This window comes from Cryobacterium sp. M96 (assembly GCF_002929845.1).
In the GTDB taxonomy this organism is placed as follows: domain Bacteria; phylum Actinomycetota; class Actinomycetes; order Actinomycetales; family Microbacteriaceae; genus Cryobacterium; species Cryobacterium sandaracinum.
Window position 1 is genome coordinate 181785 of record NZ_PJJS01000054.1, and the last position, 25227, is coordinate 207011.

Annotated in this window: 22 protein-coding genes and 1 riboswitch; of the genes, 16 read left to right on the plus strand and 6 right to left on the minus strand. The window is 68.7% G+C overall.

The window, feature by feature from the left end:
- Positions 1-55: 55 nt before the first annotated feature.
- On the plus strand, positions 56-2629 hold the full coding sequence (gene glgP / locus CXY79_RS14920; protein ID WP_104103207.1) for an alpha-glucan family phosphorylase: 2574 nt from the start codon (positions 56-58) through the stop codon (positions 2627-2629).
- 58 nt (positions 2630-2687) lie between these two features.
- On the opposite strand, the gene ybaK is transcribed toward glgP, so the two are convergent.
- Positions 2688-3182, minus strand: coding sequence for a Cys-tRNA(Pro) deacylase (gene ybaK / locus CXY79_RS14925; RefSeq protein WP_198411422.1), 495 nt, complete (start codon positions 3180-3182; stop codon positions 2688-2690).
- Positions 3183-3228: 46 nt separating this feature from the next.
- Positions 3229-5271: a glycogen debranching protein GlgX gene (glgX, locus tag CXY79_RS14930; protein ID WP_104103214.1), complete on the minus strand. Its 2043-nt coding sequence runs from the start codon at positions 5269-5271 to the stop codon at positions 3229-3231.
- Positions 5272-5366: 95 nt separating this feature from the next.
- Between glgX and CXY79_RS14935 the strand changes: the two genes are divergently transcribed.
- The 5 genes from CXY79_RS14935 to ligA all read left to right on the plus strand — a co-directional run bounded on the left by CXY79_RS14935 (position 5367) and on the right by ligA (position 10853).
- Positions 5367-6551, plus strand: a complete 1185-nt coding sequence (locus CXY79_RS14935; RefSeq protein WP_104103217.1) for a cysteine desulfurase family protein — start codon at positions 5367-5369, stop codon at positions 6549-6551.
- Positions 6552-6678: 127 nt separating this feature from the next.
- Positions 6679-7011 (plus strand): winged helix-turn-helix domain-containing protein, encoded by a 333-nt coding sequence (locus CXY79_RS14940; protein ID WP_233191536.1) that lies wholly within the window; start codon positions 6679-6681, stop codon positions 7009-7011.
- Entirely contained in the window at positions 7011-7250 is a 240-nt protein-coding gene (locus tag CXY79_RS14945; RefSeq protein WP_104103220.1) for a hypothetical protein, read from the plus strand. The genes CXY79_RS14940 and CXY79_RS14945 overlap by 1 nt, the downstream gene beginning before the upstream one ends.
- 155 nt (positions 7251-7405) lie before the next feature.
- Positions 7406-8575, plus strand: a complete 1170-nt coding sequence (mnmA, locus tag CXY79_RS14950; protein WP_134374238.1) for a tRNA 2-thiouridine(34) synthase MnmA — start codon at positions 7406-7408, stop codon at positions 8573-8575.
- Entirely contained in the window at positions 8568-10853 is a 2286-nt protein-coding gene (gene ligA / locus CXY79_RS14955; RefSeq protein ID WP_104103549.1) for an NAD-dependent DNA ligase LigA, read from the plus strand. The genes mnmA and ligA overlap by 8 nt, the downstream gene beginning before the upstream one ends.
- Before the next feature lies 1 nt (position 10854).
- Here the strand turns inward: ligA and CXY79_RS14960 are convergent, their stop codons facing one another.
- Positions 10855-11649 (minus strand): alpha/beta fold hydrolase, encoded by a 795-nt coding sequence (locus CXY79_RS14960; protein ID WP_104103225.1) that lies wholly within the window; start codon positions 11647-11649, stop codon positions 10855-10857.
- Complete coding sequence (locus CXY79_RS14965; protein WP_104103228.1) at positions 11646-12191, minus strand: PadR family transcriptional regulator; 546 nt, start codon at positions 12189-12191, stop codon at positions 11646-11648. The genes CXY79_RS14960 and CXY79_RS14965 overlap by 4 nt, the downstream gene beginning before the upstream one ends.
- Positions 12192-12489: 298 nt before the next feature.
- Between CXY79_RS14965 and CXY79_RS14970 the strand changes: the two genes are divergently transcribed.
- The 7 genes from CXY79_RS14970 to CXY79_RS14995 all read left to right on the plus strand — a co-directional run bounded on the left by CXY79_RS14970 (position 12490) and on the right by CXY79_RS14995 (position 19352).
- Positions 12490-13818, plus strand: a complete 1329-nt coding sequence (locus CXY79_RS14970; RefSeq protein ID WP_104103231.1) for an alpha/beta hydrolase — start codon at positions 12490-12492, stop codon at positions 13816-13818.
- Between the two features lie 38 nt (positions 13819-13856).
- Positions 13857-14153 (plus strand): Asp-tRNA(Asn)/Glu-tRNA(Gln) amidotransferase subunit GatC, encoded by a 297-nt coding sequence (gene gatC / locus CXY79_RS14975; protein ID WP_166784587.1) that lies wholly within the window; start codon positions 13857-13859, stop codon positions 14151-14153.
- A gap of 3 nt (positions 14154-14156) precedes the next feature.
- Positions 14157-15731 carry an Asp-tRNA(Asn)/Glu-tRNA(Gln) amidotransferase subunit GatA gene (gene gatA / locus CXY79_RS14980; protein ID WP_104103234.1) on the plus strand — a complete coding sequence of 525 codons (1575 nt, stop codon included), beginning with the start codon at positions 14157-14159 and terminating at the stop codon, positions 15729-15731.
- Entirely contained in the window at positions 15731-17236 is a 1506-nt protein-coding gene (gene gatB / locus CXY79_RS14985; protein ID WP_104103236.1) for an Asp-tRNA(Asn)/Glu-tRNA(Gln) amidotransferase subunit GatB, read from the plus strand. The genes gatA and gatB overlap by 1 nt, the downstream gene beginning before the upstream one ends.
- Positions 17236-17550: a hypothetical protein gene (locus tag CXY79_RS15795; protein WP_134400921.1), complete on the plus strand. Its 315-nt coding sequence runs from the start codon at positions 17236-17238 to the stop codon at positions 17548-17550. Before gatB ends, CXY79_RS15795 begins: the two co-directional genes overlap by 1 nt.
- 86 nt (positions 17551-17636) lie before the next feature.
- Positions 17637-18653: a VIT1/CCC1 transporter family protein gene (locus CXY79_RS14990; protein ID WP_369828004.1), complete on the plus strand. Its 1017-nt coding sequence runs from the start codon at positions 17637-17639 to the stop codon at positions 18651-18653.
- A 534-nt stretch (positions 18654-19187) separates the two neighbouring features.
- The gene (locus CXY79_RS14995; protein ID WP_199186771.1) at positions 19188-19352 is read left to right on the plus strand and encodes a hypothetical protein; all 165 of its coding nucleotides are present in this window, start codon (positions 19188-19190) and stop codon (positions 19350-19352) included.
- A 562-nt stretch (positions 19353-19914) separates the two neighbouring features.
- On the opposite strand, the gene CXY79_RS15005 is transcribed toward CXY79_RS14995, so the two are convergent.
- Positions 19915-20478 (minus strand): TIGR03086 family metal-binding protein, encoded by a 564-nt coding sequence (locus CXY79_RS15005; protein WP_104103241.1) that lies wholly within the window; start codon positions 20476-20478, stop codon positions 19915-19917.
- A 30-nt stretch (positions 20479-20508) separates the two neighbouring features.
- Between CXY79_RS15005 and CXY79_RS15010 the strand changes: the two genes are divergently transcribed.
- Both CXY79_RS15010 and CXY79_RS15015 read left to right on the plus strand, forming a co-directional pair.
- Positions 20509-21879 (plus strand): DNA polymerase IV, encoded by a 1371-nt coding sequence (locus CXY79_RS15010; protein WP_104103243.1) that lies wholly within the window; start codon positions 20509-20511, stop codon positions 21877-21879.
- Positions 21880-21933: 54 nt separating this feature from the next.
- Entirely contained in the window at positions 21934-22266 is a 333-nt protein-coding gene (locus tag CXY79_RS15015; protein ID WP_104103246.1) for a hypothetical protein, read from the plus strand.
- Positions 22267-22706: 440 nt separating this feature from the next.
- On the opposite strand, the gene nhaA is transcribed toward CXY79_RS15015, so the two are convergent.
- Positions 22707-24080 (minus strand): Na+/H+ antiporter NhaA, encoded by a 1374-nt coding sequence (nhaA, locus tag CXY79_RS15020; RefSeq protein WP_104103249.1) that lies wholly within the window; start codon positions 24078-24080, stop codon positions 22707-22709.
- Between the two features lie 360 nt (positions 24081-24440).
- Positions 24441-24550, plus strand: a riboswitch (TPP riboswitch).
- 37 nt (positions 24551-24587) lie between these two features.
- On the opposite strand from nhaA, the gene CXY79_RS15025 reads away from it, so the two are divergent.
- A complete protein-coding gene (locus CXY79_RS15025; RefSeq protein WP_104103251.1) occupies positions 24588-25220 on the plus strand; it encodes an ECF transporter S component in 633 nt (210 codons plus the stop codon).
- Positions 25221-25227: the final 7 nt, after the last annotated feature.

Below are 25227 nucleotides of genomic sequence, written 5' to 3' on the forward strand. Positions count from 1 at the left end.
GTGTAATGCTGCCTCTATTCACCCGCCGGACACGCCCCGCGCCTAGGCTGAGGATGTGAAAGCGATCCGCAAATTTACCGTCCGAACCGTGCTGCCCGAGTCGCTCGCCGCGCTCGACGAGCTTGCCGGCAACCTGCGCTGGTCCTGGCATGAGCCGACCCGCCAGTTGTTCGAGCACATCGCCCCTAAATTGTGGCGTGAGAGCGGTACCGACCCGGTCGCGTTGCTGGGGGCCGTCGACACGGCCCGCCTCGAAGCCCTCGCCCAGGACAACGACTACGTGGCGTGGGCGAACGCCACCCGCGACGAACTGCGCGAGTACCTCGAGAAGCCCCGCTGGTACCAGGGGCTCGAGGGCGACAAGCCGGCATCCATCGCCTATTTCTCCCCGGAGTTCGGCATCGCCGCCGCGTTGCCGCAGTACTCGGGCGGCCTCGGCATCCTCGCCGGCGATCACCTGAAGAGCGCCTCGGACCTTGGCGTGCCGCTGGTCGGTGTTGGCCTGTTCTACCGTGCCGGGTACTTCAGCCAGGCCATCTCACCCGACGGCTGGCAGCTGGAGAGCTACCCGCTGCTCGACCCCGACGGCCTGCCGCTGTCGGTGCTGCGCCGGGCCGACGGCTCGCCCGTGCAGGTCTCCCTCGCACTTCCCGACGACCGGACCCTGCACGCGCGGGTCTGGCAGGCGATGGTCGGTCGCATCCGGCTCTTGATGCTCGACACCGACATCCCCGAGAACACCGACGACCTGCGACTGGTCACCGACCGCCTGTACGGCGGCGGCGGCGAACACCGTCTGCTGCAGGAGCTGCTGCTCGGCATCGGCGGCGCGCGCGCCGTGAAGAAGTGGAGCAGCCTCAACGGCCAGGCCGACCCTGAGGTGTTCCACACCAACGAGGGTCACGCCGGTTTTCTCGGCCTCGAGCGCATCTCCAGCCTGATCGGCGAGGGGCTCAGTTTTTCGGAGGCGCTGCAGGTGGCCCGGGCCGGAACGGTGTTCACGACCCACACGCCGGTCGCCGCCGGCATCGACCGGTTCGAGCGCAGCCTGGTGCGGCGCTACTTCGAGACTGACCTGCTTCCGGGCGTCGCCGTCGACGACCTCCTCGCCCTCGGCGCGGAGAACTTCCAGGATGGCAACCCGGACGTCTTCAACATGGCCCTGATGGGCCTGCGACTGGGGCAGCGCGCCAACGGCGTCTCGAAGCTGCACGGCGAGGTCAGCCGGGTGATGTTCAAGGGTCTATGGCCAGGTTTCGACGCCGACGACGTGCCGATCGCCTCGATCACGAACGGTGTGCACGCCCCCACGTGGACCGACCCGGCCCTTCTCGCGCTCGCGCAGAGCCGTCTGGGCACCAGCGACACGTCCGACGCCGATTGGGCGTCGCCCGCCGTGTCCGACACGGACCTGTGGCAGGTGCGCGGCCAGATGCGCCTGCAGTTCGTCGAGGACGCCCGCCGACGGATCGCCGCGGCCTGGGAGGGCCAGAACCCGGGCGGCATCGTGCCGTCCTGGATCGGGCGGGTCTTCGACCCGAACGTTCTCACGATCGGGTTCGCCCGCCGCGTGCCGACCTACAAACGTCTGACCCTGATGCTGCACGACCCCGAGCGGTTGCGCGCGCTGCTGCTGCACTCCGAACACCCGATCCAAATCGTAATCGCAGGCAAATCGCATCCGGCCGACGAGGAGGGCAAGCGCCTGATCCAGAGGATCGTGCAGTTCGCGGCCGACCCGGCGCTGCGCACCAAGATCGCGTTCCTGCCCGACTACAACATCGGTATGGCCCAGCTGATGTACCCAGGCACGGATGTCTGGCTCAACAATCCGCTGCGCCCGCTCGAGGCGTGCGGCACGTCCGGCATGAAGGCGGCCCTCAACGGCGCCCTCAACCTGTCGATCCTCGACGGCTGGTGGCCGGAATACTACGACGGCAACAACGGTTGGGCGATCCCCACCGCAGACGCCGCCGGTGACGCGGCCGAACGTGACCGGCTCGAGGCGGACGCGCTGTACGAGCTGATCGAGCATCAGGTCGCACCGAAGTTCTACGACCGCAACGCCGACGGAGTGCCCGAACGCTGGGTCTCCTCGATTCGGCAGACGCTCGCGAAGCTCTCACCGGAACTCAACGCCGGTCGGATGGTGCGCCAGTACGTGCAGGAGCTGTACCGGCCTGCCGGCACAGCCGCGGCCCGCCTGTCCGAGAACAACTACCGGGCCGCCCGGGAATTGGCCGCCTGGAAGGGGCGGATCGTCTCGGCCTGGCCCGGCGTCGCCGTGACCCACGTCGAATCCGGCGGCGTCGCCCCGGTGCCGCAGGTCGGCGACGCACTGCACCTCCGCGCACACGTGCAGCTGAACGGTCTTGCGCCCGAGGACGTCACCGTCGAGGTCGTCTACGGCAAGAGCCTCACCAATGACGACCTGAGTGACGTCAACACCCTGCCGCTCAATACGGAACCGTTGGGGACCGGTGCGACGGATGCCAGTACGCCGACGCTCTTCACCGGCACGATAGAACTCGACCGTGGTGGCGCATTCGGCTACACGGTGCGGGTCGTGCCGCACAACGCGCTTCTGGTGAGCCCCGCCGAGATGGGTCTGATCGCCGTCGCCGGCTAGCGCTGACCGGCCTCACGAAAAAGCACCTTCGTTCCGACGGAGGTGTTTTTTCGTGCGGTTACGGGCGCGCGATCGCCGCGAAGACCGCGGAGGCGGCCCGGGCCAGATCGGCCGGCGTCAGCTCGATGTCGAAACCGCGGCGCCCGCCGGAGACGAAGACGGTGTCGAACGTCAGGGCGCTCTCGTCGACCACGGTCGTGAGCCGGCTCTTCTGGCCGATCGGGCTGATACCGCCCACCACGTAGCCGGTCTTGCGCTCGGCGAGCGACGGGTCTGCCATCACGGCCCTCTTTGCACCCACGGCGGTGGCCAAAGCCTTGAGGTCGAGCTGGCCGGTGACCGGCACGACGCCGACGACCAGCCGGCCGTCGACATCCGTCAGCAGAGTCTTGAACACCCGGCCGGCGGCGACGTCGAGTTTCTCCGCCGCTTCCAGGCCGAAACTCGTCGACGACGCCTCGTGCGGGTAGGCGTGCGGGGTGAACGGGATGCCGGCGCGCACCAGCGCTACCGTCGCCGGAGTACCGGCGCTTCCCTCCACCCGTTTGGCCACGGTCAGCGGCCCCCGGTCCGGTTGCCCATGGTCCGGTTGCCCACGCTCAGTGCGCCCGGAGCAGCTGCATCGAGGCGGCCGGTACGAGGAACCGGTCGCCGGGGGCGTGCTCGATGACGGCGTCGCTCAGGTCGTCGTGGCTGGAATCCCAGAGCAGCGAGTACGAGGTGACGCCCGTGTGCAGGGGCAGCGTCACCGTCACCTCCTCCTCACGGCCCTGCACGATCAGCAGGATACGGTTGAAATCCTCGTGCTCCGGGGTGCTCGCCGCCAGGTACTGCAGAGTGCGCTCACCGGACGAGTGCCAGTCGTCCTCGGACATGGACCGGCCCTCCGCGTTGTACCAGTTCATTTCGCTGGCGCTGAGGGTCGTCTCACCGGGGCGTCCGAACCGTACCGGGCGCAGCGCCGGGTTCTCGCGGCGCAGCTGGAGCAGGCGCCGAGTCACCCGGTGCAGGTCCTCCTGCCAGTCGTCGAGGTCCCAATTCAACCAGGTGAGCTCACTGTCGTGGCAGTAGGCGTTGTTGTTGCCGCGCTGGCTGCGACCGAATTCGTCGCCCGCGGTGATCATCGGCACGCCGGCCGACAGCAGCAGGGTCGCGAGCAGGTTGCGCATGGCCTTGCGCCGGGCGGTCAGGATGTCCCGGTCCCGGGTCGGACCCTCCGCGCCGTGATTGAACGAGTTGTTGGAGTCGGTGCCGTCGCGGTTCGACTCCCCGTTGCCGACGTTGTGCTTGACGTTGTACGAGGTCAAATCGGCCATCGTGAAACCGTCGTGGGCCGTGATGAAGTTGAGCGAGGCGAGCGGGCCGCGCTCCCGGGAGAAGGTGTTCGCGGAACCTGCGAGGCGGGTCGCAAAGCGCCCGATCCCGCTCCCGGCGTGCCCGTCGCGGGCGGCCGCCAGGTCGGTCAGCCAGAACGACCGCATGCGGTCGCGGTAGCGGTCGTTCCACTCGGTCCAGCCGTCCGGGAAATTGCCGGTCTGCCAGCCGCCCATCCCGATGTCCCAGGGCTCGGCGATCAGCTTGACCGTCGAGAGTTCCGGGTCGGCCGTGATCGAGGCGAGCAGCGGGCTGTCCGCCTGGAAGTCGACGTTCTCGTCCCGGGCGAGCGTGGCGGACAGGTCGAAGCGGAAACCGTCGATCTGCACCTCGTTCGCCCAGTAGCGCAGCGAGTCGAGCACGAGTCGGCGGGGAACGTCGTGGGAGACGTTCAGGGTGTTGCCGCAACCCGTGACGTCGATGTATCCGCCGGCGCTGTTCTGCCGGTAGTAGGCGGCGTTGTCGATGCCGCGGAGGCTGCTGACGGGGCCGTTCGGGCCCTCCTCGGCGGTGTGGTTGTAGACCACGTCGAGGATGACCTCGAGGCCGGCCTCGTGTAGGAGCTTGACCATGCCCTTGAATTCCCGGAGCACCGCTTCGGGACCGGCGGCCTGGGACTTCTGGGTGGCGTAGTCGGCGTGCGGTGAAAAGAAGTTGAAGGTGTTGTAACCCCAATAATTGCTCAGACCCTGCTTTATCAGGCGCTGCTCGGACACGAACGCCTGCACCGGCAACAGTTCGACGCTGGTCACGCCGAGGTTCTTCAGGTAGCCGATGGTCGACTCGTGGGCAAGGCCCGCATAGGTGCCGCGGAGGTTCGCCGGCACCGAGGGGCTGAGGTTGGTGAGGCCGCGAACGTGGGCCTCGTAGACCACGGTGTGGTCCAGGGCGATCCTCGGTTTGACCGAACCGGCCCAGTCGAAATCGCCGTCGACTACGGAAGACTGCCACTGGTCGGGGCCGACCCGCACGAGTCCCCGGGAATAGGGTTCGATCAGTGTCTTCTCGGGGTGGAAGGAGTTGCGGGGGGCGGTGGGACCAGAGACGCGGATGCCGTAGCGGCGTCCGGGGGAGAGGGTTCGGGAGTGTCCGGACCAGACGCCGTGCTCATCCTTGACCATGGGCACGGTCTTGATGATCCAGTGGGGGTCGGTGGCGTCGAAGATGCACAGGTCGATGGCGTCGGCGGTCTCCGACCACACGCGGAGTTCGCCGCCGTGGGTCGTGACTCGCACGCCGAGGCTGCGCAGGGGATCAGGCGGGGTCATGCGTTCTAGAGTAATGAGTACAGAAGCCGTGATTTACCACCAGGAGACCCGCCGGTGGGACCTGGCGAAACTCGAGCGAGCGCGAAAGGAGCGAGATGGCGATCTATCTGGACCATGCGGCAACCACCCCCATGCTGCCCGAAGCCATTGACGCCTACGTTCGGGCGATGGGGGTGGTGGGCAATCCCGCATCCGTTCACAGCCAGGGTCAGAACGCAAAACGGATGCTCGAGGAGGCCCGCGAGCAGGTCGCTGCCAGCCTCGGCTGCGACCCGATCGAGGTAGTCTTCACCGGCGGCGGCACCGAGGCGATCAACCTCGGCATCAAGGGGCTGTTCTGGGCCAGGCAGCCGCGCACCCGCATCCTCGTTCCCGGAGGCGAGCACCACGCCACCATGGACACGGTCGAGTGGCTCGATCGGCACGAGGGAGCCGTAGTCGAGTGGCTGCCGCTGGACGCCGTCGGCCGGATCGACCTGGCAGCGGTTGCCCAATCCATCGCCGCGAACCCCGACGACATCGCCCTGATCACCTGTCTCAGCGCCAACAACGAGGTCGGAACCCTGCAGCCGGTCGCCGAGGTGGCCGCGCTCGCCGCGGCGCACGGCATCCCGGTGCACGTCGACGCGGTGGCGGCGTACGGCCACGTTCCGATCGATTTCCACGCCCTCAGCCAGGCCGGCGTGGCCGCGCTCAGCGTCTCGGCACACAAGATCGGCGGCCCGGTGGGGATCGGGGCGCTCGCCCTCTCGCGCCGGGCCACGGTCGAGCCGCTGCTGCACGGCGGCGGGCAGCAGCGTCAGGTACGCAGCGGCACCCAGGACGTCGCGGCGGCCGTGGCATTCGCGGTCGCGGCAAACGCCCTGCACGACCTTCCAGCGGAGAACGCGCGGATCTCCGCGCTGCGCGAGCGACTCGTCGTCGGCGTCTCTTCGGCCGTACCCTCCGTTGTGGTGAACGGCGACCCGGACCCGCAAAACCATCTGCCGGGCACCGCGCATTTCAGCTTCCCGGGCTGCGAGGGTGACTCGCTCCTGTTCCTGCTCGACGTGGCGGGCATCTCGGTGTCCACGGGGTCTGCCTGCCAGGCGGGCGTGGCCGAGCCCTCCCACGTGCTGCGCGCCATGGGCCGCAGCGAAGTGGAGGCGCGCGGCGCCCTGCGGATCACCCTCGGCCGCACCAACACCGAGGCCGACGTCGACGCTCTGCTCGCCGCTCTCCCGGCCGCCCACGTCCGGGCGGCCCGGGCCGGCCTGGCCGACCGGATGCCGGGCCGCTGAGCCGCGCCGCGGCATCCGTGCTCTGCTGCACGTCGTCGCTCCTCACCCGCGGCGCAGCTGCCGCGCGGCTGACGTGGCGGTGCTGGACGGCTTGGGCCTACACGTGTAAGGTATTTATTGCAGGTAGATGGATGTCGAGGGGAGCGTGGGCACGATGACGCTCGACGAGGAGATCGCCCGGCTGTCCGCCCTCGCCAACCCGCACCGGTTCCGCATCATCGCCCTGCTGGCGGAGGAGTCCCTCCATGTGAGTGAGCTCGCCCGCCGGCTGGGGATGTCCCGGGCCCTGCTGTACATGCACCTGCAACGACTCGAATCGGCCGGTTACGTGACCGGGCACCTCGAACTCTCCGACGACGGCAAGGCCCTGAAATTTTTCGAGGTCGTTTCGTTCGAGGTCACCACCAACGTCGCACGCATCGTTGCGGCGGTCGCAGCCGACACAGAAAGCACACATTGATGGACAACATTCCCTGGTTCGCCTGGATCGCCATTGTCGGCATTATCGCCGGCGTCACATCGAGCATCGTGGCGGCCGTGCTGCGGTCGCGCGAGAAGCAGGCGGAGTTCGCCGAAGCGGCGGACCTGCGCGGCCTCGTCGAGCAGAGCACCGCGAGCAACCAGGCCGTGCTCGACCGGCTCGCCCTGCTGGAGCTTCGCCTCGCCTCGATTGAGCGAACCCTGACCGATATCCCCTGACACCGGCCCTGGCCCTGGCTGGTGCCGCGGGCGTCTGTCGTCGCTCGTCCCGGCCCATCGTTTCGTTGCGCGGGAGCTGCGCGAGGGCTGCGCGAGGGCTGCGCGGGGGCTGCGCGAGGGCTGCGCGGGGGCGCTCACCCGATTACACTCGTCAAGTGAAGGTTTTGGCAGCAATGAGCGGTGGGGTGGACTCCGCCGTCGCCGCAGCCCGCATGGTCGAGGCGGGACACGAGGTGGTCGGGGTGCACCTGGCCCTCAGCCGGATGCCCGGAACCCTGCGCACCGGCAGCCGCGGCTGCTGCACGGTCGAGGACTCGATGGATGCCCAGCGGGCGGCCAACATCATCGGCATCCCGTACTACGTCTGGGACTTCTCCGAGCGGTTCAAGCTCGACGTGGTCGACGACTTCATCGCCGAATACGCCGCTGGCCGCACCCCGAACCCCTGCATGCGCTGCAACGAGCGCATCAAGTTCGCCGCCCTGCTCGAAAAGGCCCTCGACCTGGGCTTCGATGCCGTCGCCACCGGTCACTACGCCACGATCGTGACGGATGCCGACGGCAACCGCGAGCTGCACCGCGCCAGCGCCTGGGCCAAGGACCAGTCCTATGTGCTCGGCGTGCTCACCCAGGACCAACTGGCGCACTCGATGTTCCCGCTCGGCGCGACGCCGTCCAAGGCCGAGGTGCGAGCGGAGGCCGCGGCGCGCGGTTTCTCGGTGGCGAACAAGCCCGACTCCTACGACATCTGCTTCATCCCCGACGGCGACACCCGAGGCTGGCTGGCCGAGCGCGTGCCGCCGGCGACCGGGGACATCCTCGACCGGGACGGCAACACCCTCGGCACGCACGACGGGGCGGCCGCGTTCACCGTCGGGCAGCGCAAGGGGCTGCAGATCGGCACCCCGGCCGCCGACGGCAAGCCCCGGTTCGTGCTCGAGGTGCGCCCGATCTCCAACACCGTCATCGTCGGGCCGAAAGAGGCGCTCGCGATCAAGAAGATCGCCGGCACGAAGTTCACCTGGTGCGGCGTGGCCCCCGCGCACCCGGAGATCGCCTTCGACTGCGACGTGCAGATCCGCGCCCACGCCGACCCGGTTCCCGCCGTGGCCCAGGTCGTTCCGCTCAAGGCCGGCTCGTCCGCCGAGACCAGCGCGAGCCGCGGGAGCGGCGCCACCACCGAGCTCGTGATCATCCCGGCCGAGCCGCTCACCGGCGTCGCGCCCGGGCAGACCGCCGTCGTCTACCTCGGCACCCGCGTGCTCGGGCAGTGCACCATCGATCGCACGGTTAGTGCCGTCAGTGCGGTCGCCGTCGATGCATAGCCCGGCGCCCGACCCGGCGGCAGACGCGCCCCTGCACGTCGCCGCGGCCGAGGTCTCCGACCTGACTCAGCGCATCCTGGAAGCCCGGGACGCGTACTACGACCGCAACGAGGCCGTCATCACCGACGCGGAATACGACGCGTTGGTGCACCGCCTCGCCGAGCTCGAGCGGGAATTCCCCGAGCTGGCCAGTCAGGACAGCCCCACCCAGACCGTGGGCGGCCGCGCCGAGACCAGCCTGTTCGATCCGGTGCAGCATGCCGAACGCATGCTCAGCCTCGACAACGTCTTCTCGCTCGACGAATTCGGCCTCTGGGCCGCGAAGGTCGAACGGGACGCCGGGCGACCCGTGCACTACCTCTGCGAGCTCAAAATCGACGGACTCGCGATCAACCTGCGCTACGAGCAGGGGGTGCTGGTCAGCGCCGCCACCCGCGGCGACGGGGTGGTCGGCGAGGACGTCAGTGAGAACGTCGCCTTGGTGCCCGGCATTCCGAGAAAACTGCGGGGCACCGGGCATCCGCCCCTGATGGAAGTGCGCGGTGAGGTGTTCTTCCCGGTCGCCGAATTCCTCGAGCTCAACGCGCAGCAGGTCGCCGCCGGCGAACGCGTCTTCGCGAATCCGCGCAACGCGGCGGCCGGCTCCCTGCGCCAGAAGGCCGAGGGTAAGGCCGCGGAACCGCTGCGCCTGATGCGGGCCAGGCTCGGCCGGCTCCGGATGCTGGTGCACGGCATCGGCGCGTGGTCCACCCCGCCGGTCGCGTCCCAATCCGGGGTCTACGAGCTGTTGCAGGGCTGGGGTCTGCCTACCAGCAGCTACTACCGGGTGGAACCCTCCGCGGCTCTCGCGGCGGACTTCGTCGCCTACTACGGCGAGCACCGCGCCAGCGTCGACCACGAGATCGACGGCATCGTGATCAAGGTCGACGAGCTGGCCCTGCACGCCGAACTCGGTGCCACCAGCCGGGCGCCGCGCTGGGCGATCGCCTACAAGTACCCGCCCGAGCAGGTCAACACCAGGCTGCTCGACATCGTCGTCAGCGTCGGCCGGACCGGCCGGGCCACGCCGTTCGCCGTCATGAAGAAGGTGCGGGTCGCCGGTTCCGAGGTGCGCCAGGCCACCCTGCACAACCAGGACGTGGTCCAAGCCAAGGGCATCCTGATCGGCGACATCGTCGTGCTGCGCAAGGCCGGCGACGTCATCCCCGAGGTGCTCGGCCCGGTGGTCGAGCTGCGCGACGGCACCGAGCGAGCCTTCGTCATGCCGGTGAACTGCCCGGAGTGCGGCACGCCGCTCGCCCCGGCCAAGGAGGGCGACATCGACCTCCGCTGCCCGAACGCGCGCAGCTGCCCGGCTCAGGTGCGCGGCCGGGTCGAGCACATCGGCTCCCGCGGCGCCCTCGACATCGAGGTGCTCGGCGAGGTGGCTGCCGCCGCTCTCACCCAGCCCACCCGTCCGGTGGAGCCGCCCCTGCCCACCGAGGCCGGCCTGTTCGACCTCACCCTCGACGACCTGCTGCCGATCGAGGTCATCGTGCGGGACGCCGAGACCGGGCTGGCCAAGGAAGAGGATGACGGCTCCGTGCGGCTGCGCACGCCGTTCCGGCGCAACCCCACGGCCGCCGAGAAGAAGAAGGGCGTCGAGGGACCGCAGCCGTCGTCGAGTGCGCAGAAGCTCCTGCGCGAGATCGAGCTGGCGAAGACCAAGCCGCTGTGGCGGCTTCTGGTGGCCCTCAACATCCGTCACGTCGGGCCGGTGGCGGCGCGCGCCCTGGCCGGCCACTTCGGTTCTCTCGAGCTGATCCGGGCCGCGTCCCGCGAGGAGCTCGCCGAGGTCGACGGGGTGGGCGGCATCATCGCCGACGCCATCATCGCGTGGTTCGAGGTGGACTGGCACCAGGGCATCGTGGAGCAGTGGACGGTGGCCGGCGTTCAGTTCCGCATATCGGAACACCCCGGTCCGGGAGCCGCTGCGGCGGCCGGGGGAGTGCTGGCCGGGCTCATGGTGGTGGCCACCGGCTCGATCGAGGGCTACACCCGGGAAGAGGCGCAGGAGGCGATCATTTCCGCCGGGGGCAAATCCGCCGGGAGCGTGTCGAAGAATACCGACTTCGTGGCCGCCGGTCCGGGCGCGGGGTCGAAGCTGGCCAAGGCGGAGGCGCTCGGCCTGCGGATCCTCGACGCCGCAGAATTCCACCTGCTGGTCACGAGCGGCCCGGAGTCCCTGGCCGAGACGACGGCCGACGCCGACGCCGACGCCGACACTGACCCGGTTTGATTCAACGGCTCTTCTCACCCGGCACCTCTGACGCGTCGACCCAACCGAGCACCATCCGGGTGAACAGGTTCACATCCTCGATGCTCCAGACATGGTGCATGCCGGGTGCGGTCCAGGCGCGAGTCTGCGGCAAATGGGCGAGCAGCGCGGGAAAGCTGTCCCGGACGAGGCGGGACTCCCGTTCGCCCGCCACCGCCAGCAGGGGGCCGCGGTAGTCCTGCAGCCTCTCCGGGACGCCGCCGCGGTTCACCTCGGCGAAGACGCGCCGGGCGTTGTCGGTTCGGAGGCTCAGTCCGTGTTCCACGAACAGGTCGACCGCGTCGGCGGGCAGGCCGAAAGCCTTCGCCTGGGCCCGCCAGTACCAGGGGCTGTCCCAGAGCCGCAGTTGCATCGTGCTCAGGAACCGGGCCGTGCCGTGCACCCCGGTGAGCGGCACGCCGGACACCAGGCAGGAGTGCAGCAGTCCCGGGTGCCGGGCCATGACGTGCGTGGCCACGAGGCCGCCCAGGGACAGCCCCACCAGATGGGCCCGGCCGCCGCACGCGTGAGCGGCGATGATGCCGGCCACATCGTCGGCGGTCTGACCGAGGGAAAGCCAGTCCTCTCCGGCCCGGGCGCCGAAACCGGGCAGGTCGGGGGTGAGCAGATGCCGGTCTGGCATTCCCTCCACCTGCGGTCTCCAGGACCACGACGCGACGCTGCCGCCGTGCAGGAACATGATCGTGTCGGTCCCCGTGGTGTCAACGCCGTGCTGCAGGGGATAGCGGAATTTCAGGCGCTGGCGGGGACGGCTCATCCGAGGGCCTCCTTCGTCTCGACCAGCCACGCGAGTTCCGCCTCGGCGTGGAGGATTCCGTTCCGCAGCGTTGCGAAGCGCAGCCTGCGTCCGAGGTCGTCCGGGGCACGATCGTCGGGCTCGCGGTGGGCCTGCTCCTGCTCGGCGACGGAACGCAGTGCGGCCAGCATCGCGGTGGCCTGACCGCGCCGCGCCCGCAGCAGTGCCCGGGTAGCCGGCACCCCCAGGGTGCCGACGAAGAACAGCCGCATCAGGAACGCGTCGTGCGAGGTTTCGGGTTCCAGCGGCGCCCGCAGCCAGTCGCCCAGGGCCGTCCGGCCGGCCGAGGTGATGTGGTGCTCGCGCCGGTCGGGGCGTCCCTCCTGCGGAATGACCTCGACGTCGGCGAGACCGTCGGAGACCAGTGCCGCCAGCGTGCGGTAGATCTGGGATTGGTCGGCGGACCAGAAATGGGCGACGGATGCCTCGATGCTCTTTTTGAGGTCGTATCCCGTCATCGGTGCGAGGTCCAGGATCCCGAGGAGGGCGATTTTCAACGACATGTTTATATTGGATCACACCTATATAGGTTTATGCAAGTATCAACTTTGGCGCGATTGACCCTCGATCGGGGGTCTCCCAGACCCACTGTGGGGGCACGGCCGCACCATCCGTTTCAGTAGTCTGGAGACGCAATGCTTGTCTGTTAGGGGCCGGGTTGTTTTGCTACTCGGTGTTCGTGAGGGGACGTGCCCAGGTTTGCTGTTAGAAGCGGCGGTTCTAACGCTCTCCCTGGCTCTCAATGGAGTCAGTGAGACCTCTGGCGCGCACGCTCTCAGCACCACAGTCCAGGGCCAGCCGGTGCCGAACCGGGGCGCCGAACCCGCCGCGGCGGAACCGTTGTGGCTGAACCTGTCGGCGCGCACCGGCACCTCGGTCGCGGGGCCCGGCGCCGGCGACCCGCGGGTGTCCGCGCAGCCGATCGCATCCGTGCCGAAGTCCGCCACGGTCGCCACCGTCGAATCCGTGCGGGGACTGACCGGAGCCAACCTGCTGGCCGGGCTGTCCACTCTCTCCGTGGCCGACATGGCCGCGTTCGTGGAGCAGTCCCCCGGCCAGGTCGACGCCCTGTTGACGGCGCCGCCCGCAGCCTCCGCGGTGGCCGGCCTCTGGACGGAACTCGGCGCCTCCGAGCGGTCGTCGCTGCTGGCTGCCGCACCCAAGCTCGTGGGCAACCTGGAGGGTGTCCCCTTCCGGGAGCGGGGCAGGGCCAACGCCCGCTACCTCACGCAGAGCCTGGCCGACGTCACCCAGCGGCTGGCCGACGCGACCGACGACAGCGAGCGCACGCTGCTCAACCGAGAACTCGCCGTCCTGACCCAGGTCAAGGCGGCACTGAGCACCCCCGACGGCGCCCCGCGCCGTTCCTTGATCCTCCTCGACCCCGCAGGCGGCGGGCGTGCCGCGATCGCCCTCGGCAACCCGGACACCGCCGCATTCGTCACCTATCTGGTACCCGGCATGAACTACACCGTCGAGCAGCAGATCGTCAACTGGGCCGACACCGCAGACGCCGTGTACACGGAACAGATCGCGGTGCTGCGCGGGGGGGCGCCGTCCGGGCATGCCCAGACCGGCGGCATCCGCGCCGCCGGCGTCGCCACGATCGCCTGGATCGGCTACGAGGCCCCCACTGTGTTCACCGTGGGCGGGACGGGCCTCGCGGAGGTCGGCGCCGACTTCCTGGAGCAGTCGGCTCTGGGCATCGCGGCCGACCGAGGCACGCGTCGGCCCTTCGTTTCGGTGCTCGCGCACTCGTACGGGTCGACCGTGGCGCTCACGGCGCTGGCCCGCGGCACGTTCGGGGTGGACGCCCTGGTACTGGTGGGGTCCCCGGGCAGCCAGGTGCAGTCCGTCGCCAGCCTGAGCGTCGCGCCGGGCAGTGTCTATGTGGGCAGCGCCGACTGGGACCCGACCGTGAACAGCGCTTTCTTCGGCAGCGATCCCGGTGCGGAGTCGTACGGCGCGAACACCCTCGGCGTGTCCGGCGGGAACGATCGGATCACCGGCTCCTGGCTGAACGGATCGGTCGGCCACAACGCCTACTTCGACGCTGGAAGCGAGTCCCTGCACAACATGGCGTTGATCGGAACCGGCAACGCGGATCTTGTCACCGACGGCTCCGAATAGAATTGGGGAATCCACCCTCGACGATCGTACGGAGCAACATGTCTGAAATCACGGCCGAGCAGGTTGCCCATTTGGCCAACCTTGCCCGGATCGACCTCAGCTCGGAGGAGATCGCCCGCCTCACGACTGAACTCGGTCAGATCGTTGACTCGGTCGCGAAGGTAGCCGAAGTGGCCACGCCGGATGTGCCGGCGACGAGCCACCCGATGCCGCTGACCAATGTCTTCCGCGCCGACACGGTGGTCCCCTCGCTCACGGTCGAACAGGCGCTCTCCGGGGCTCCCGACCGGGACGGCGACAAGTTCCGCGTGCCCGCAATCCTGGACGAGGAGTAATCCATGACCAACGTGATCAAGCTGTCCGCCGCCGACCTCTCGGGTCTGCTTGTCGAACGGTCCATCAGCTCCGTCGAGGTGACCCAGGCTCACCTGGACCAGATCGCGGCCGTCGACACCGGTGTGCACGCGTTCCTCCACGTGGCCGGTGAGGCCGCGCTCGCCGCCGCAGCCCGCGTCGACGCCCGGCGTGCCGCCGGCGAGGTGCTCGGGCCGCTCGCCGGGGTTCCGATCGCCATCAAGGACGTGCTCGCCACCATCGACATGCCCTCGACCGCCGGTTCCAAGATCCTCGAGGGCTGGATCCCCCCGTACGACGCCACCGTGGTCAGGCGCGTGCGCGACGCCGGGCTGATTTTGCTCGGCAAGACCAACATGGACGAGTTCGCGATGGGCTCGTCGACCGAATTCTCCGCCTACGGCCCGACGCACAACCCGTGGGACTACGACCGGATCCCCGGCGGCTCCGGCGGTGGCTCCGCGGCCGCGGTCAGCTCCTTCGAGGCGCCGCTGGCGCTCGGCAGCGACACCGGCGGCTCGATCCGCCAGCCGGCCGCCGTCACCGGCTCGGTCGGCGTCAAGCCCACCTACGGCGGTGTGTCCCGCTACGGCTCGATCGCTCTCGCATCCTCGCTCGATCAGGTCGGCCCGGTGACCCGCACGGTGCTCGACGCCGCCCTGCTGCACGACGTGATCGGCGGGCACGACCCGCTCGACTCGACGTCGCTCACGGACACCTGGCCCTCGATGGCGGCCGCCGCACGCGCCGGCCTCGCCGACGGGGCGCTCACGGGGGTGCGGGTCGGCGTGATCAAGGAGCTGAGCGGCGACGGATTTCAGGCCGGAGTTGCGCAGCGCTTCACCGAGACCCTCACGTTGCTTTCCGCGGCGGGCGCCGAGATCGTCGAGATTTCCGCCCCCAGCTTCGAGTATGCGATCGCTGCCTACTATCTGATCCTCCCGGCGGAAGCGTCGAGCAACCTGGCGCGCTTCGACTCGGTGCGCTTCGGCATCCGGGTCAACCCGGAAGACGGCCCGCTGACCAGCGAACGGGTCATGGCGGCCACGCGCGACGCGGGCTTCGGCCCCGAGGTCAAGCGCCGCATCATTCTCGGCACCTACGCCCTCAGTGCCGGCTACTACGACGCCTACTACGGCAGTGCGCAGAAGGTGCGCACGCTGATCCAGCGCGACTTCGACGCGGCCTTCTCGAAGGTCGACGTGCTGGTGTCGCCGAGTGCGCCGACCACCGCGTTCAAGTTCGGCGAGAAGATGGCCGACCCGATGGCCATGTACCTCAACGACGTCACCACGATCCCGGCCAACCTTGCCGGGGTCCCCGGCATGAGCCTGCCGATGGGACTCGCGCCCGAGGACGGCCTGCCGGTCGGCCTTCAGATCATGGCGCCCGCGAAAATGGATGCTCGTCTCTACAGCTTCGGAGCCGCCGTCGAGGCGCTGCTCGAAGCATCCTGGGGGCACACCCTCCTCAGCCGGGCGCCGGAACTGGCGCGGAGAGAAATGTTCGCCGGCACAGCCACAAGCACAGCGTTCACGAGCACAGAGGGAGCCGTCTGATGAAGAAGGCCGAACTGATGGACTACGACAAGGCCCTGGAGCTGTTCGAGCCGGTGCTCGGCTTTGAGGTGCACGTCGAGCTCAACACCAAAACAAAGATGTTCTGCGGCTGCGCAAACGAATTCGGCCAGGGTGCCAACACCAACACCTGCCCCACCTGCCTGGGTCTGCCCGGAGGGCTGCCGCAGGTGAACGCGAAGGCCATCGAATCGAGCATCCGTTTAGGGCTCGCCCTCGGCTGTGAGATCGCGGAATACTCGCGGTTCGCCCGCAAGAACTACTTCTATCCGGACACCGCGAAGAACTTCCAGACTTCGCAGTACGACGAGCCGATCGCGTTCAACGGTCAGCTCACGATCGAACTCGAAAGCGGACGCCTGGTCACGGTCGACATCGAGCGCGCCCACATGGAGGACGACGCCGGCAAGCTCACCCACGTGGGTGGGGCGACCGGTCGCATCCAGGGTGCCGACTACTCGCTGGTCGACTACAACCGCGGCGGAGTGCCGCTGGTCGAGATCGTCACCCAGATGATCGAGGGCGGTGAGGCGGACTCACCCGAGATCGGCCGCACCTACGTTGCCGCCATCCGCGAGATCGTGAAAGCGCTCGGCGTCTCCAACGCCCGGATGGAAGAGGGCAACGTGCGTTGCGACGCGAACGTGTCCCTGCGCCCGCGCGGCTCGAATGTGCTCGGTACGCGCACCGAGACCAAGAACGTGAACTCGCTGCGTTCGGTCGAGCGGGCCGTGCGGTACGAGATCCAGCGTCAGGCGGCCCTGCTGCACGCCGGTGGAACCATCACTCAGGAGACCCGGCACTGGCATGAGGACACCGGCATCACTTCGGCCGGCCGGCCCAAGTCCGACGCCGACGACTACCGGTACTTCCCGGAGCCCGACCTCGTTCCCGTGGCCCCGTCGCGGGAATGGGTGGAAGAACTCCGCGCCACCCTGCCGGAGCCTCCGGCCGCCCGCCGCAAGCGGCTTCAGGCCGAATGGGGCTTCGCCAACCTCGAATTTCAGGATGTCGTCAACTCCGACCTCCTCGACGTCGTCGAGGCAACCATCGCAGCCGGCGCCGCAGCCCAGGCCGCCCGCAAGTGGTGGACCGGCGAGGTTGCCCGCCTTGCGAACGCCTCCGGTGTGTCCGCCGACTCGCTTGTGCAGCCGGCGCAGGTCGCCGCACTGATCGAACTCGTCGTGGCCGGAACGCTCACCGACCGCCTGGCCCGGCAGGTGCTCGAGGGCGTCATCGGCGGCGAGGGCACTCCGCTCGAGGTCGTCGAGTCCCGCGGTCTCGCGGTCGTCTCGGACGATGGCGCGCTGATCGCGGCGATCGATGAGGCTCTGGCCGCCCAGCCCGATGTTCTGGCCAAGATCCGCGACGGCAAGGTTCAGGCGGCCGGAGCCGTGATCGGCGCCGTTATGAAGGCCATGCGCGGACAAGCGGATGCCGCGCGCGTGCGCGAGCTCGTGCTCGAGCGTGCCGGAGCGGCCGAGTAATGGGCCTCGGGAACACGCGCCAACCTGCCGCCGACGGGTACCCCGGTTCCCAGCCGGGTGCCCTCGGTGTGGGAGCGCAGGTCGTGGTGCGCTTGGACCGTGGTCGGTATCCGGACGCCGACGCCGAAGACCCGAGCGGCGTGATTGTGGCGGCCGGAGAACTCCAGGGCGCGGCCCTGTACGCCCCCGTTTCCGGACGGGAAACCGTATGGATCGTGGAATTCGACGAACCCTTCTACGGTCTCGACGGTTCTGGCCCGCACGCGTCGGCTCGGGTGGCGCAGAGTTCGCTCGAAGCCGCCCCCGAGGCGTAACCGTCGTGGAGCAGAAGCGCCCGGCCACCGCGCGGGACATCCGTCGCTGGCGCCGCTACCTGGCAGACGAACGGGCCGAAGCGACGGTGTACCGCGACCTCGCCGGACGCCGTAGCGGCGAGGAACGCGAGATCCTGCTGGCTCTGGCCGACGCCGAGGGGCGCCACGAACAGCACTGGCGGCACCTTCTCGGTGACCAGGTCGGAGCCCCACACCGGGGCGCGATCCGCACCCGTTTCCTGGGGTTCCTGGCCCGCAGGTTCGGATCGGTTTTCGTGCTTGCCCTCGCCCAGCGTGCCGAGGCCCGCTCCCCGTATGACGCCGATGCCGACGCCACAGACACCATGGCCGCCGACGAGCGCATCCACGAGGAGGTCGTGCGTGGGCTGGCCGCTCGCGGCCGGCAGCGGCTGGCTGGCACGTTCAGAGCCGCGGTCTTCGGGATCAACGACGGCCTCGTCAGCAACCTGGCCCTGGTGCTGGGCATCGGCGCCACCGGAGTGCCCGCCGCCACGATCCTCTTCACCGGTATCGCCGGTCTTCTCGCCGGGGCACTCTCGATGGGTGCCGGCGAATATGTCTCGGTACGGTCCCAGCGTGAGCTGCTCGAAGCCTCAACGCCGAATCCGGCCTCCCGGAACGTGCTGGCCCATCTCGATTTGGCTGCGAACGAACTGACCCTGGTCTATCGCGCGCAGGGGATGCCCCCGGAGAAAGCGGAGATCCATGCACGCGAGGTTCTGCGCACGGTGGCCATCGCGACCGGCCCGGTCGACGTCAAGAAGACCGGCGGCCTGGCTCCGGCGGTCGACGAGCACGAAGCCATCGGCACGGGAATCGGAGCGGCCACGTCGAGCTTCTGCTTCTTCGCCTCCGGGGCGATCCTGCCGGTGCTGCCGTATCTGTTCGGCCTCGACGGGATCACCGCGGTCATCGCGGCAGCCGTGCTCGTGGGGCTCGCCCTGCTGGCCACTGGCGCCATCGTCGGGCTGCTCTCGGGCGGGCCGCCCTGGCGGCGCGCCATCCGTCAGCTCATCATCGGTTTCGGTGCCGCCGGCGTCACCTATCTGCTGGGTCTTCTCTTCGGAACCTCGATCGCCTAACGCTGCTCCCGAGCCGCCGTGCTTGAGGTGGCCGCAATTCCGCTCAGAACGGCGCCGGTTGCTTCGTGTGCGCCTGCCGCACGGCCGGCTCCGATTCGGCCCTTTTTCCGGTGCACGGATGTTCGTGGCCGGTTCGCTGAGGAGGGTGCGCCCGGTCGGTGAGGTCCACTGCAGGGTTCTGCCGGGCAGGGGCACGAAGCTCCACCGGGTCTCGGACTGCTCGCTATATATGGGCTTCATGAGGGAGACGTTACGGGTACCCACTGACATTCGATGCCCCAGGTCGGCGACCGTCAGCGCCCTGTGGATAACCCGATCAAACTCATATTGCGGAGGAGGAGTGGTGCTCGCTGCGGGGCCTGCTTCGGGCATCCGTGATGGGGCGCGCCACCCGCATCCGTCCTCACGGTATTACGGAGATTTTTGGGGAAACGCCGGTCTGGGCGGCGTGTTGCGACAATCTCCGAAGTAAGTGACTACGGCCGCGACGGGTGCTCCGGGCTGGGCGGCAACCAGAGCCCCTGCGACTTCACGGTGAGCCCCGACCAGTGCGAGATCTCCCACGCCGGCGACGAGGAGTACGCGGCGCAGATCTGGTACTGGTCCACTCCCATTGAGGACTGCCTCGACGGCCGCACCGATGGGAAGTGCACCGACTACTCCGACTGGACGACCGCCTGGCAGGAGATCAAGGGTTAGCGCGGCATCCCCATCCGGCCGAGCCGAATCGGAGGAATCATGACGGGTGACACGGCGTCGCCGGGGCAACGGATGCCGGTGCCGCCGCACCGGGACACGCTCGCCCGGCGGGGTTCGATCACGCTGAGCCGGCATCCGCGGCTTCGCCTGACGCTGATGCTGTCCACCCCTCTGCTCTGGCTCGGCCTGATCTACATCGTTGCCCTCGTTGCCCTCGTTGCCCTCGTTGCCCTCGCCACCCCGCTGATCACCTCTCTGTGGACGGTCGACAGCTTCACGGGCACCACCACACGGTCCTGGACGCTCGATAACATCATCACCGTGCTCCGGTTCGCTCTACCAGACGGTGACGACCTTCACCGCGGGGGCGGGCATCAAGACCCTGCCGATCTGGATTCTGGACAACCTGTTTCGCCCCAGCCAGGTACCGATCGTCAACGTCATCGCCGTGGTGCTGGTGCTGGTGCTGGTGTCGATCGTTTCGATCTACATCGCCCAACGCATTACCGGCTCGGAAAAAGGAGAGCCGCTAGCCCCACGCCTGGCAGGTGCAGCCCGCGGGCTACGGCCGGCGCGGATCCCGGCCGGTCAGGGCGAGCAGCCGCGTCTGCAGCGGCGCGTTCTCGTCGGATGGTATCGGGGAGGCGAAGAGGCCGCTGGCCTCGAGGGTGTCCCGCTGGGGCTCGAACACCGTCCAGACCGCCTCGATCAGGGCCGGGTCGAGGGACTCGTCGGCGGCCGTTGCCCGCGCCAAGTCCCAGGAATGGATCGTGACGTCGGAGACCTGCTCGCGCAGGTAGTCGGATGCCGCTACCGTGTCATACGACAGGGTCACCGGTGCGTCGGCCGGGGTCGTTGCCCAGGCTGCGGCCGCCAGCGCCGAATAGATGGCCCATTCCTTCGCGAGGTCCGGGCCCAGCGGGGTGAGTGAGCGCCGGGCGTCGAGCACCGAGAGGCCGCGCAGCAGCGCGGGGACCCACTGCTGTTCCAGCACCACGTGGCGCACCAACTCGGTCACGGTCCACTCGGTGTCCGGTGTGGCGGCGGCCCAGTCGGTGATCATGTCGACGCGGGCCCCGAACTCTTCGGCGGCCTGTTTCTGCAGCGCAAGCCAGTCATGCGTCATGGGACTCCCTCGGTAGAACGGGTGGAACGGATGCCCCTGCAACGCTACAACCGGCATCGGTCACCGTGCATTCCGTCACCGTGCATTCCGCCCCGGCGCTGTTTACGTTCTCCCGTCGCGGAATCGGTCGCGGCCTGTCGCCGGTCCGGGTTAGGGTCTCTCCATGAGCAGGCACGACGCATGAGCAGGCAGGACGGCAGCGATCGCACGGTCTCGACAGGCGCGGTCGACGACAGCACCGCGACCCTGCTCCACATCGACCTGGACGCGTTCTTCGCGTCAGTCGAACTTCTCGATCACCCCGAACTGGTGCACCGCCCGGTGATCGTGGGGCACCGGTCCGGGCGCTCGGTGGTCACGGCGGCGAACTACGTGGCCCGGCGCTACGGCGTCAATTCGGCCATGCCCATGGCGCTCGCCCTGCGGCGCTGCCCGGAGGCGGTGGTGCTCGAACCGCACATGGGGCGGTACAAGGAATACTCCGACCGGGTGATGCGCATCTTCGAAGAGTTCACGCCGCTGGTCGAGCAGCTGGGCATCGACGAGGCCTTCCTCGACGTGGCGGGTGCCCGGCGCCTGCACGGCACCCCGGCCGAGATCGGCGCGAAGATCCGGGCCCGGGTCAAGGCCGAAACCGGGCTCACCTGCTCGGTCGGCGCGGCGAGCACGAAGTTCGTCGCCAAGATGGCGTCGGGCCGAGCGAAACCCGACGGCCTGCTCGTGATCCCCGCCGACGAGACCCTCGCATTCCTGCATCCGTTGCCCGTCGGCACCCTGTGGGGGGTCGGCGCCACGACCGAGCAGGCGCTTCTCGGGCAGGGCCTGCGTCAGATCGGTGACCTCGCCCGCACCCCGCTCGCGGTGCTGCAGAAGTGCGTGGGCGACGCGTCGGGCCGCAAGCTGCACGAGCTTGCCTGGGGGAGGGACCCTCGGGTGGTCACGGTGGAGCACGAGGAGAAAAGTGTCGGCCACGAGGTCACCTTCGAATACGACGTGACGGATGTCGCCCGGCTCCGTAGCGAACTGCTGCGGCAGTCCGTTGCGGTGGCTGCCCGGCTGCGCCGCGCAGGCCTCGTCGGCCGCTGCGTGGTGCTCAAGGTGCGCTACACCGACTTCAGCACCGTCACCCGCTCCCGCACCCTGTCGGAACCGACCAGCGTCGGACGCCGGATCTACGAGGAGGTGGCTGCCAGCTTCGAGGCTCTGGCGGCCTCCGGCATCCGGGTGCGCCTCATCGGCGTGCGCGTTGAGCAGCTCAGCGGTGGCGACGGCACTGGCACCGGTCTCTGGGACCCCGACGACGACTGGCGGGGAGCCGAACGGGCCGTGGACTCGGTCACCGCAAGGTTCGGGCGCGGCACGGTGCGCCCGGCGTCGCTGCTGGATCCGGACACACCCTGATCAGGCCCCCTCTGATCAGGCAACCGCAAACCAGACAGGGGGTAGCCTGAATCCATGACTAGCCTTCCAGAGAAGCTCGCAGATATCTCTCGTACCGCCGGCGTCAGGTCGGCCTACGGTGATCCGGTCCAGGTGGACGGCGTCACCCTGATTCCCGTTGCTCTCGTCTACTACGGCTTCGGCGGTGGCGAGGGTGACTCCGCCGTCACCGGCAGCGGGTCCGGCGGCGGGGGCGGCGGGGCATCCCTGCCGATCGGCGCCTACGTCAAATCGGGCACGACGGTGCGCTTCGAGCCCAACGTCATCTCGTTGCTCGCGGTCGGCATCCCGTTCCTCTGGGTGGCCGGCAAGGCGGTCTCCCGCGTAGTCCGCGCGCTCAAACGCTAGCAGCGAAGGCTCCCAGCCGCCCGGTCGCCCAGCCACTCCGACTGAGGATGTCGGGCTGCTGACTGCGCTCCGGCGCTATCAGTGCCCGCCGGCCAGCTCGATGAGTGAGTCTCCATAACCGAGGTTGAGGGGGGTTCGCGGATCGCGGGCTCCGTTGCGCTTGTTCCCGATTCCGACGCGCGTTTTCCCGCGGACAGCGACGCGGTGGATGAACGTAGGCTCTAACCGCCGCGTCTTTCGAGTCCGCGGACCTGCGGCACATCCGTCCCGAACGAATTCGACGGAGATTGTGCCCTGAACAGCGCATTTGGGCTCAAAAACGGGTGTTGATCGATGAATCTCCGTCGAATTGGTTCGGTGCCGGGCACGGCGTTCCGCCCGTGACGACCAGCAGACACTCCGGCTGAGGGAGTTGAGCGGCTGGGTGCGCTCCGGCCCTGTCAGTGCCCGCCGAACCGCTCGTCGCGAGCCGGATCGGCCCCGAACACGTCTGGGACGCCGTCGTTGTCGGCGTCGAGCGCCTCTTTGGCGGCGATGCGCCCGTAGTGCCGGTTGCGGCTCCGCAGCACCACGGTCGCGAGTAGTGCCGCCAGCAGCGAACCGGTCAGGATAGCCACCTTGGCGTGTTCGTCGTGCGGACTACCCTGCCCGAAAGCCAGCTCGCTGATCAGCAGCGACACCGTGAAGCCGACACCGGCGAGCATGGCGACGCCGATCACATCCACCCAGGCCAGGTCCGGGTCAAGGGCGCCCCGGGTGGTCTTGGTGACCAGCCAGGTGGCGAGCATGATGCCAACCGGCTTGCCCACCACCAGGGCGACGACGATTCCGATCGCGACCGGGTCGGTGAGGGCCGTTGTCAGGCCTGACACGCCGCCGATCGTGACCCCGGCGGAGAAGAACGCGAACACCGGCACGGCGAAACCGGCCGAGAGCGGGCGGATGCGGTGCTCGAGGTTCTGCGCCAGGCCCGGGCCGGCGTCGGGTCCGCCGCCACGTCGGCTGCGCAGCACGGGCACGGCGAAGCCGAGCAGCACTCCGGCCACCGTGGCGTGGATGCCGGAGCCGTGCACGAGAACCCAGGTGGCGAGGCCGAGCGGCAGCAGAACGGCGCCCGCGGCCCACCTGGTGGTGCCGAACAGATAGGAGTGCGTATGCGCCAGAAAGGCGAAGAGGCTCAGCGGCACGATGGCGAGCAGCAGCAGAACAGGCTGGAGGTCGCCGGAATAGAAGAAGGCGATGATGGCGATGGCGAGCAGGTCGTCGACCACGGCCAGGGTCAGCAGGAAGATGCGCAGAGCGCTGGGCAGTTTGGAGCCGATCACGGCGAGCACGGCCACGGCGAAGGCGATGTCGGTGGCGGTGGGGATGGCCCAGCCTCGTAACATTTCCGGCCCCGAGCTGAACACGATCGCGGTGAAGATCACAGCCGGAACGATGACGCCGCCGACGGCCGCGGCGACCGGGACGACCGCGCGGCTGAAGGTGCGCAGATCGCCGGCGACGAACTCACGCTTGAGTTCGAGCCCGGCAATGAAGAAGAAGATCGCCAGGAGTCCGTCGGCGGCCCACGCGCCGAGGCTCAGATTGAGGTGCCACGGCTCGTAGCCGATCTGAAAGTCCCGCACCGCATAGTAGAAATCGGAGGCCCCGGTGTTGGCCAGGGTCAGCGCAAGAACCGTCGCCACCAGCAGGAGAGCGCCGCCCACGGTCTCTTTGCGCAGGATCGTCGAGACGTGCAGGTACTCGGGATAGCTGCTGCGGCGAAAGACGTTAAGTTTCGGGGTGGGAGGAAGAGGTGATGGTTTCGGCATGGACGAGCCTCAGTCAATCAGGATTTTGTGGCACACGGACATTGCTGTCGACCAGACTTCCCGACACACCACGTCGAGCGTACCGCGTTCGGGCGGTCAACGCCGCCCGCGCCAGCTACACCGCCAGCGTCCCAGCCGCTGGCGGGAGCCCGGCCCTTCCCGCCAGCTGCGGGGGATGTGCCAGGGTCCGCGCACGGGTAGCCCGCGTCGCATCCGTCGTCGCCGCAAAATGAAGTGGCGCAGCAACAGAAGCAACAGCCCGGCGAGGATCAGGGGAACGGTGAACGTCATTCGCGCCCGACAGTGATGCGGGGGCGAGGCGAGGACTCCATCCCGCGAGTCTAGGCCGAGGTCTATACTTGAATCGAACACGGGAGTCCGGTCAACCGGGCTGAGAGGAAGCTTCTGAAGCTTCGACCGTCGAACCTGATCTGGATCATGCCAGCGCAGGGAGGCAAATTTTCTCGTTCCCGTGCCCTGGAACCATCTACGGAAAGGGCACGACCAGTGCACGCTACAACAACTCTTCTCACCTCCACCACGTCCCGCCAGCCGCGTAACTTCCGGTGGCGGGTCGTCGACATCGTCATCGCCAGTGTCATCGGCGTGGCCAGCGGGCTCATCTTCGTCGTCTGGAACCAGGCGTACAACCCGCTCAGCGGCCTGCTCACCCCGCTGCTGCCGGGCCTGCAGGCTCTCCTGGGCGGCGGATGGCTGTTCGCCGGCGTGCTCGGCGGCCTCATCATCCGCAAACCCGGCGCCGCGCTCTACACCGAGCTGCTGGCGGCGGTCGTGTCGACTCTGGTCGGCGGCACCGCCTGGGGAGCCACCATCCTGGTCTCCGGCCTGGTGCAGGGTCTCGGCGCGGAGCTGGTCTTCGCGCTGTTCTTCTACGCCAACTACCGCCTCGTCGTGGCCCTGCTCGCCGGCGCGGGTGCCGGCCTTGCCCTCGCCGTCAACGACCTGTTGCTCTGGTACCCCGGATCGGCCGTTCCCTTCATCACCATCTACACCGCCTCCTCGATCGTCTCCGGCATTGTCGTGGCCGGACTGCTGTCCTGGCTGGCCATGCGTGGCCTCGCCCGCACCGGGGCACTGTCGCGGTTCGCCGCCGGGCGATCGAACCGCACCCAGGTCTAGGGGGACG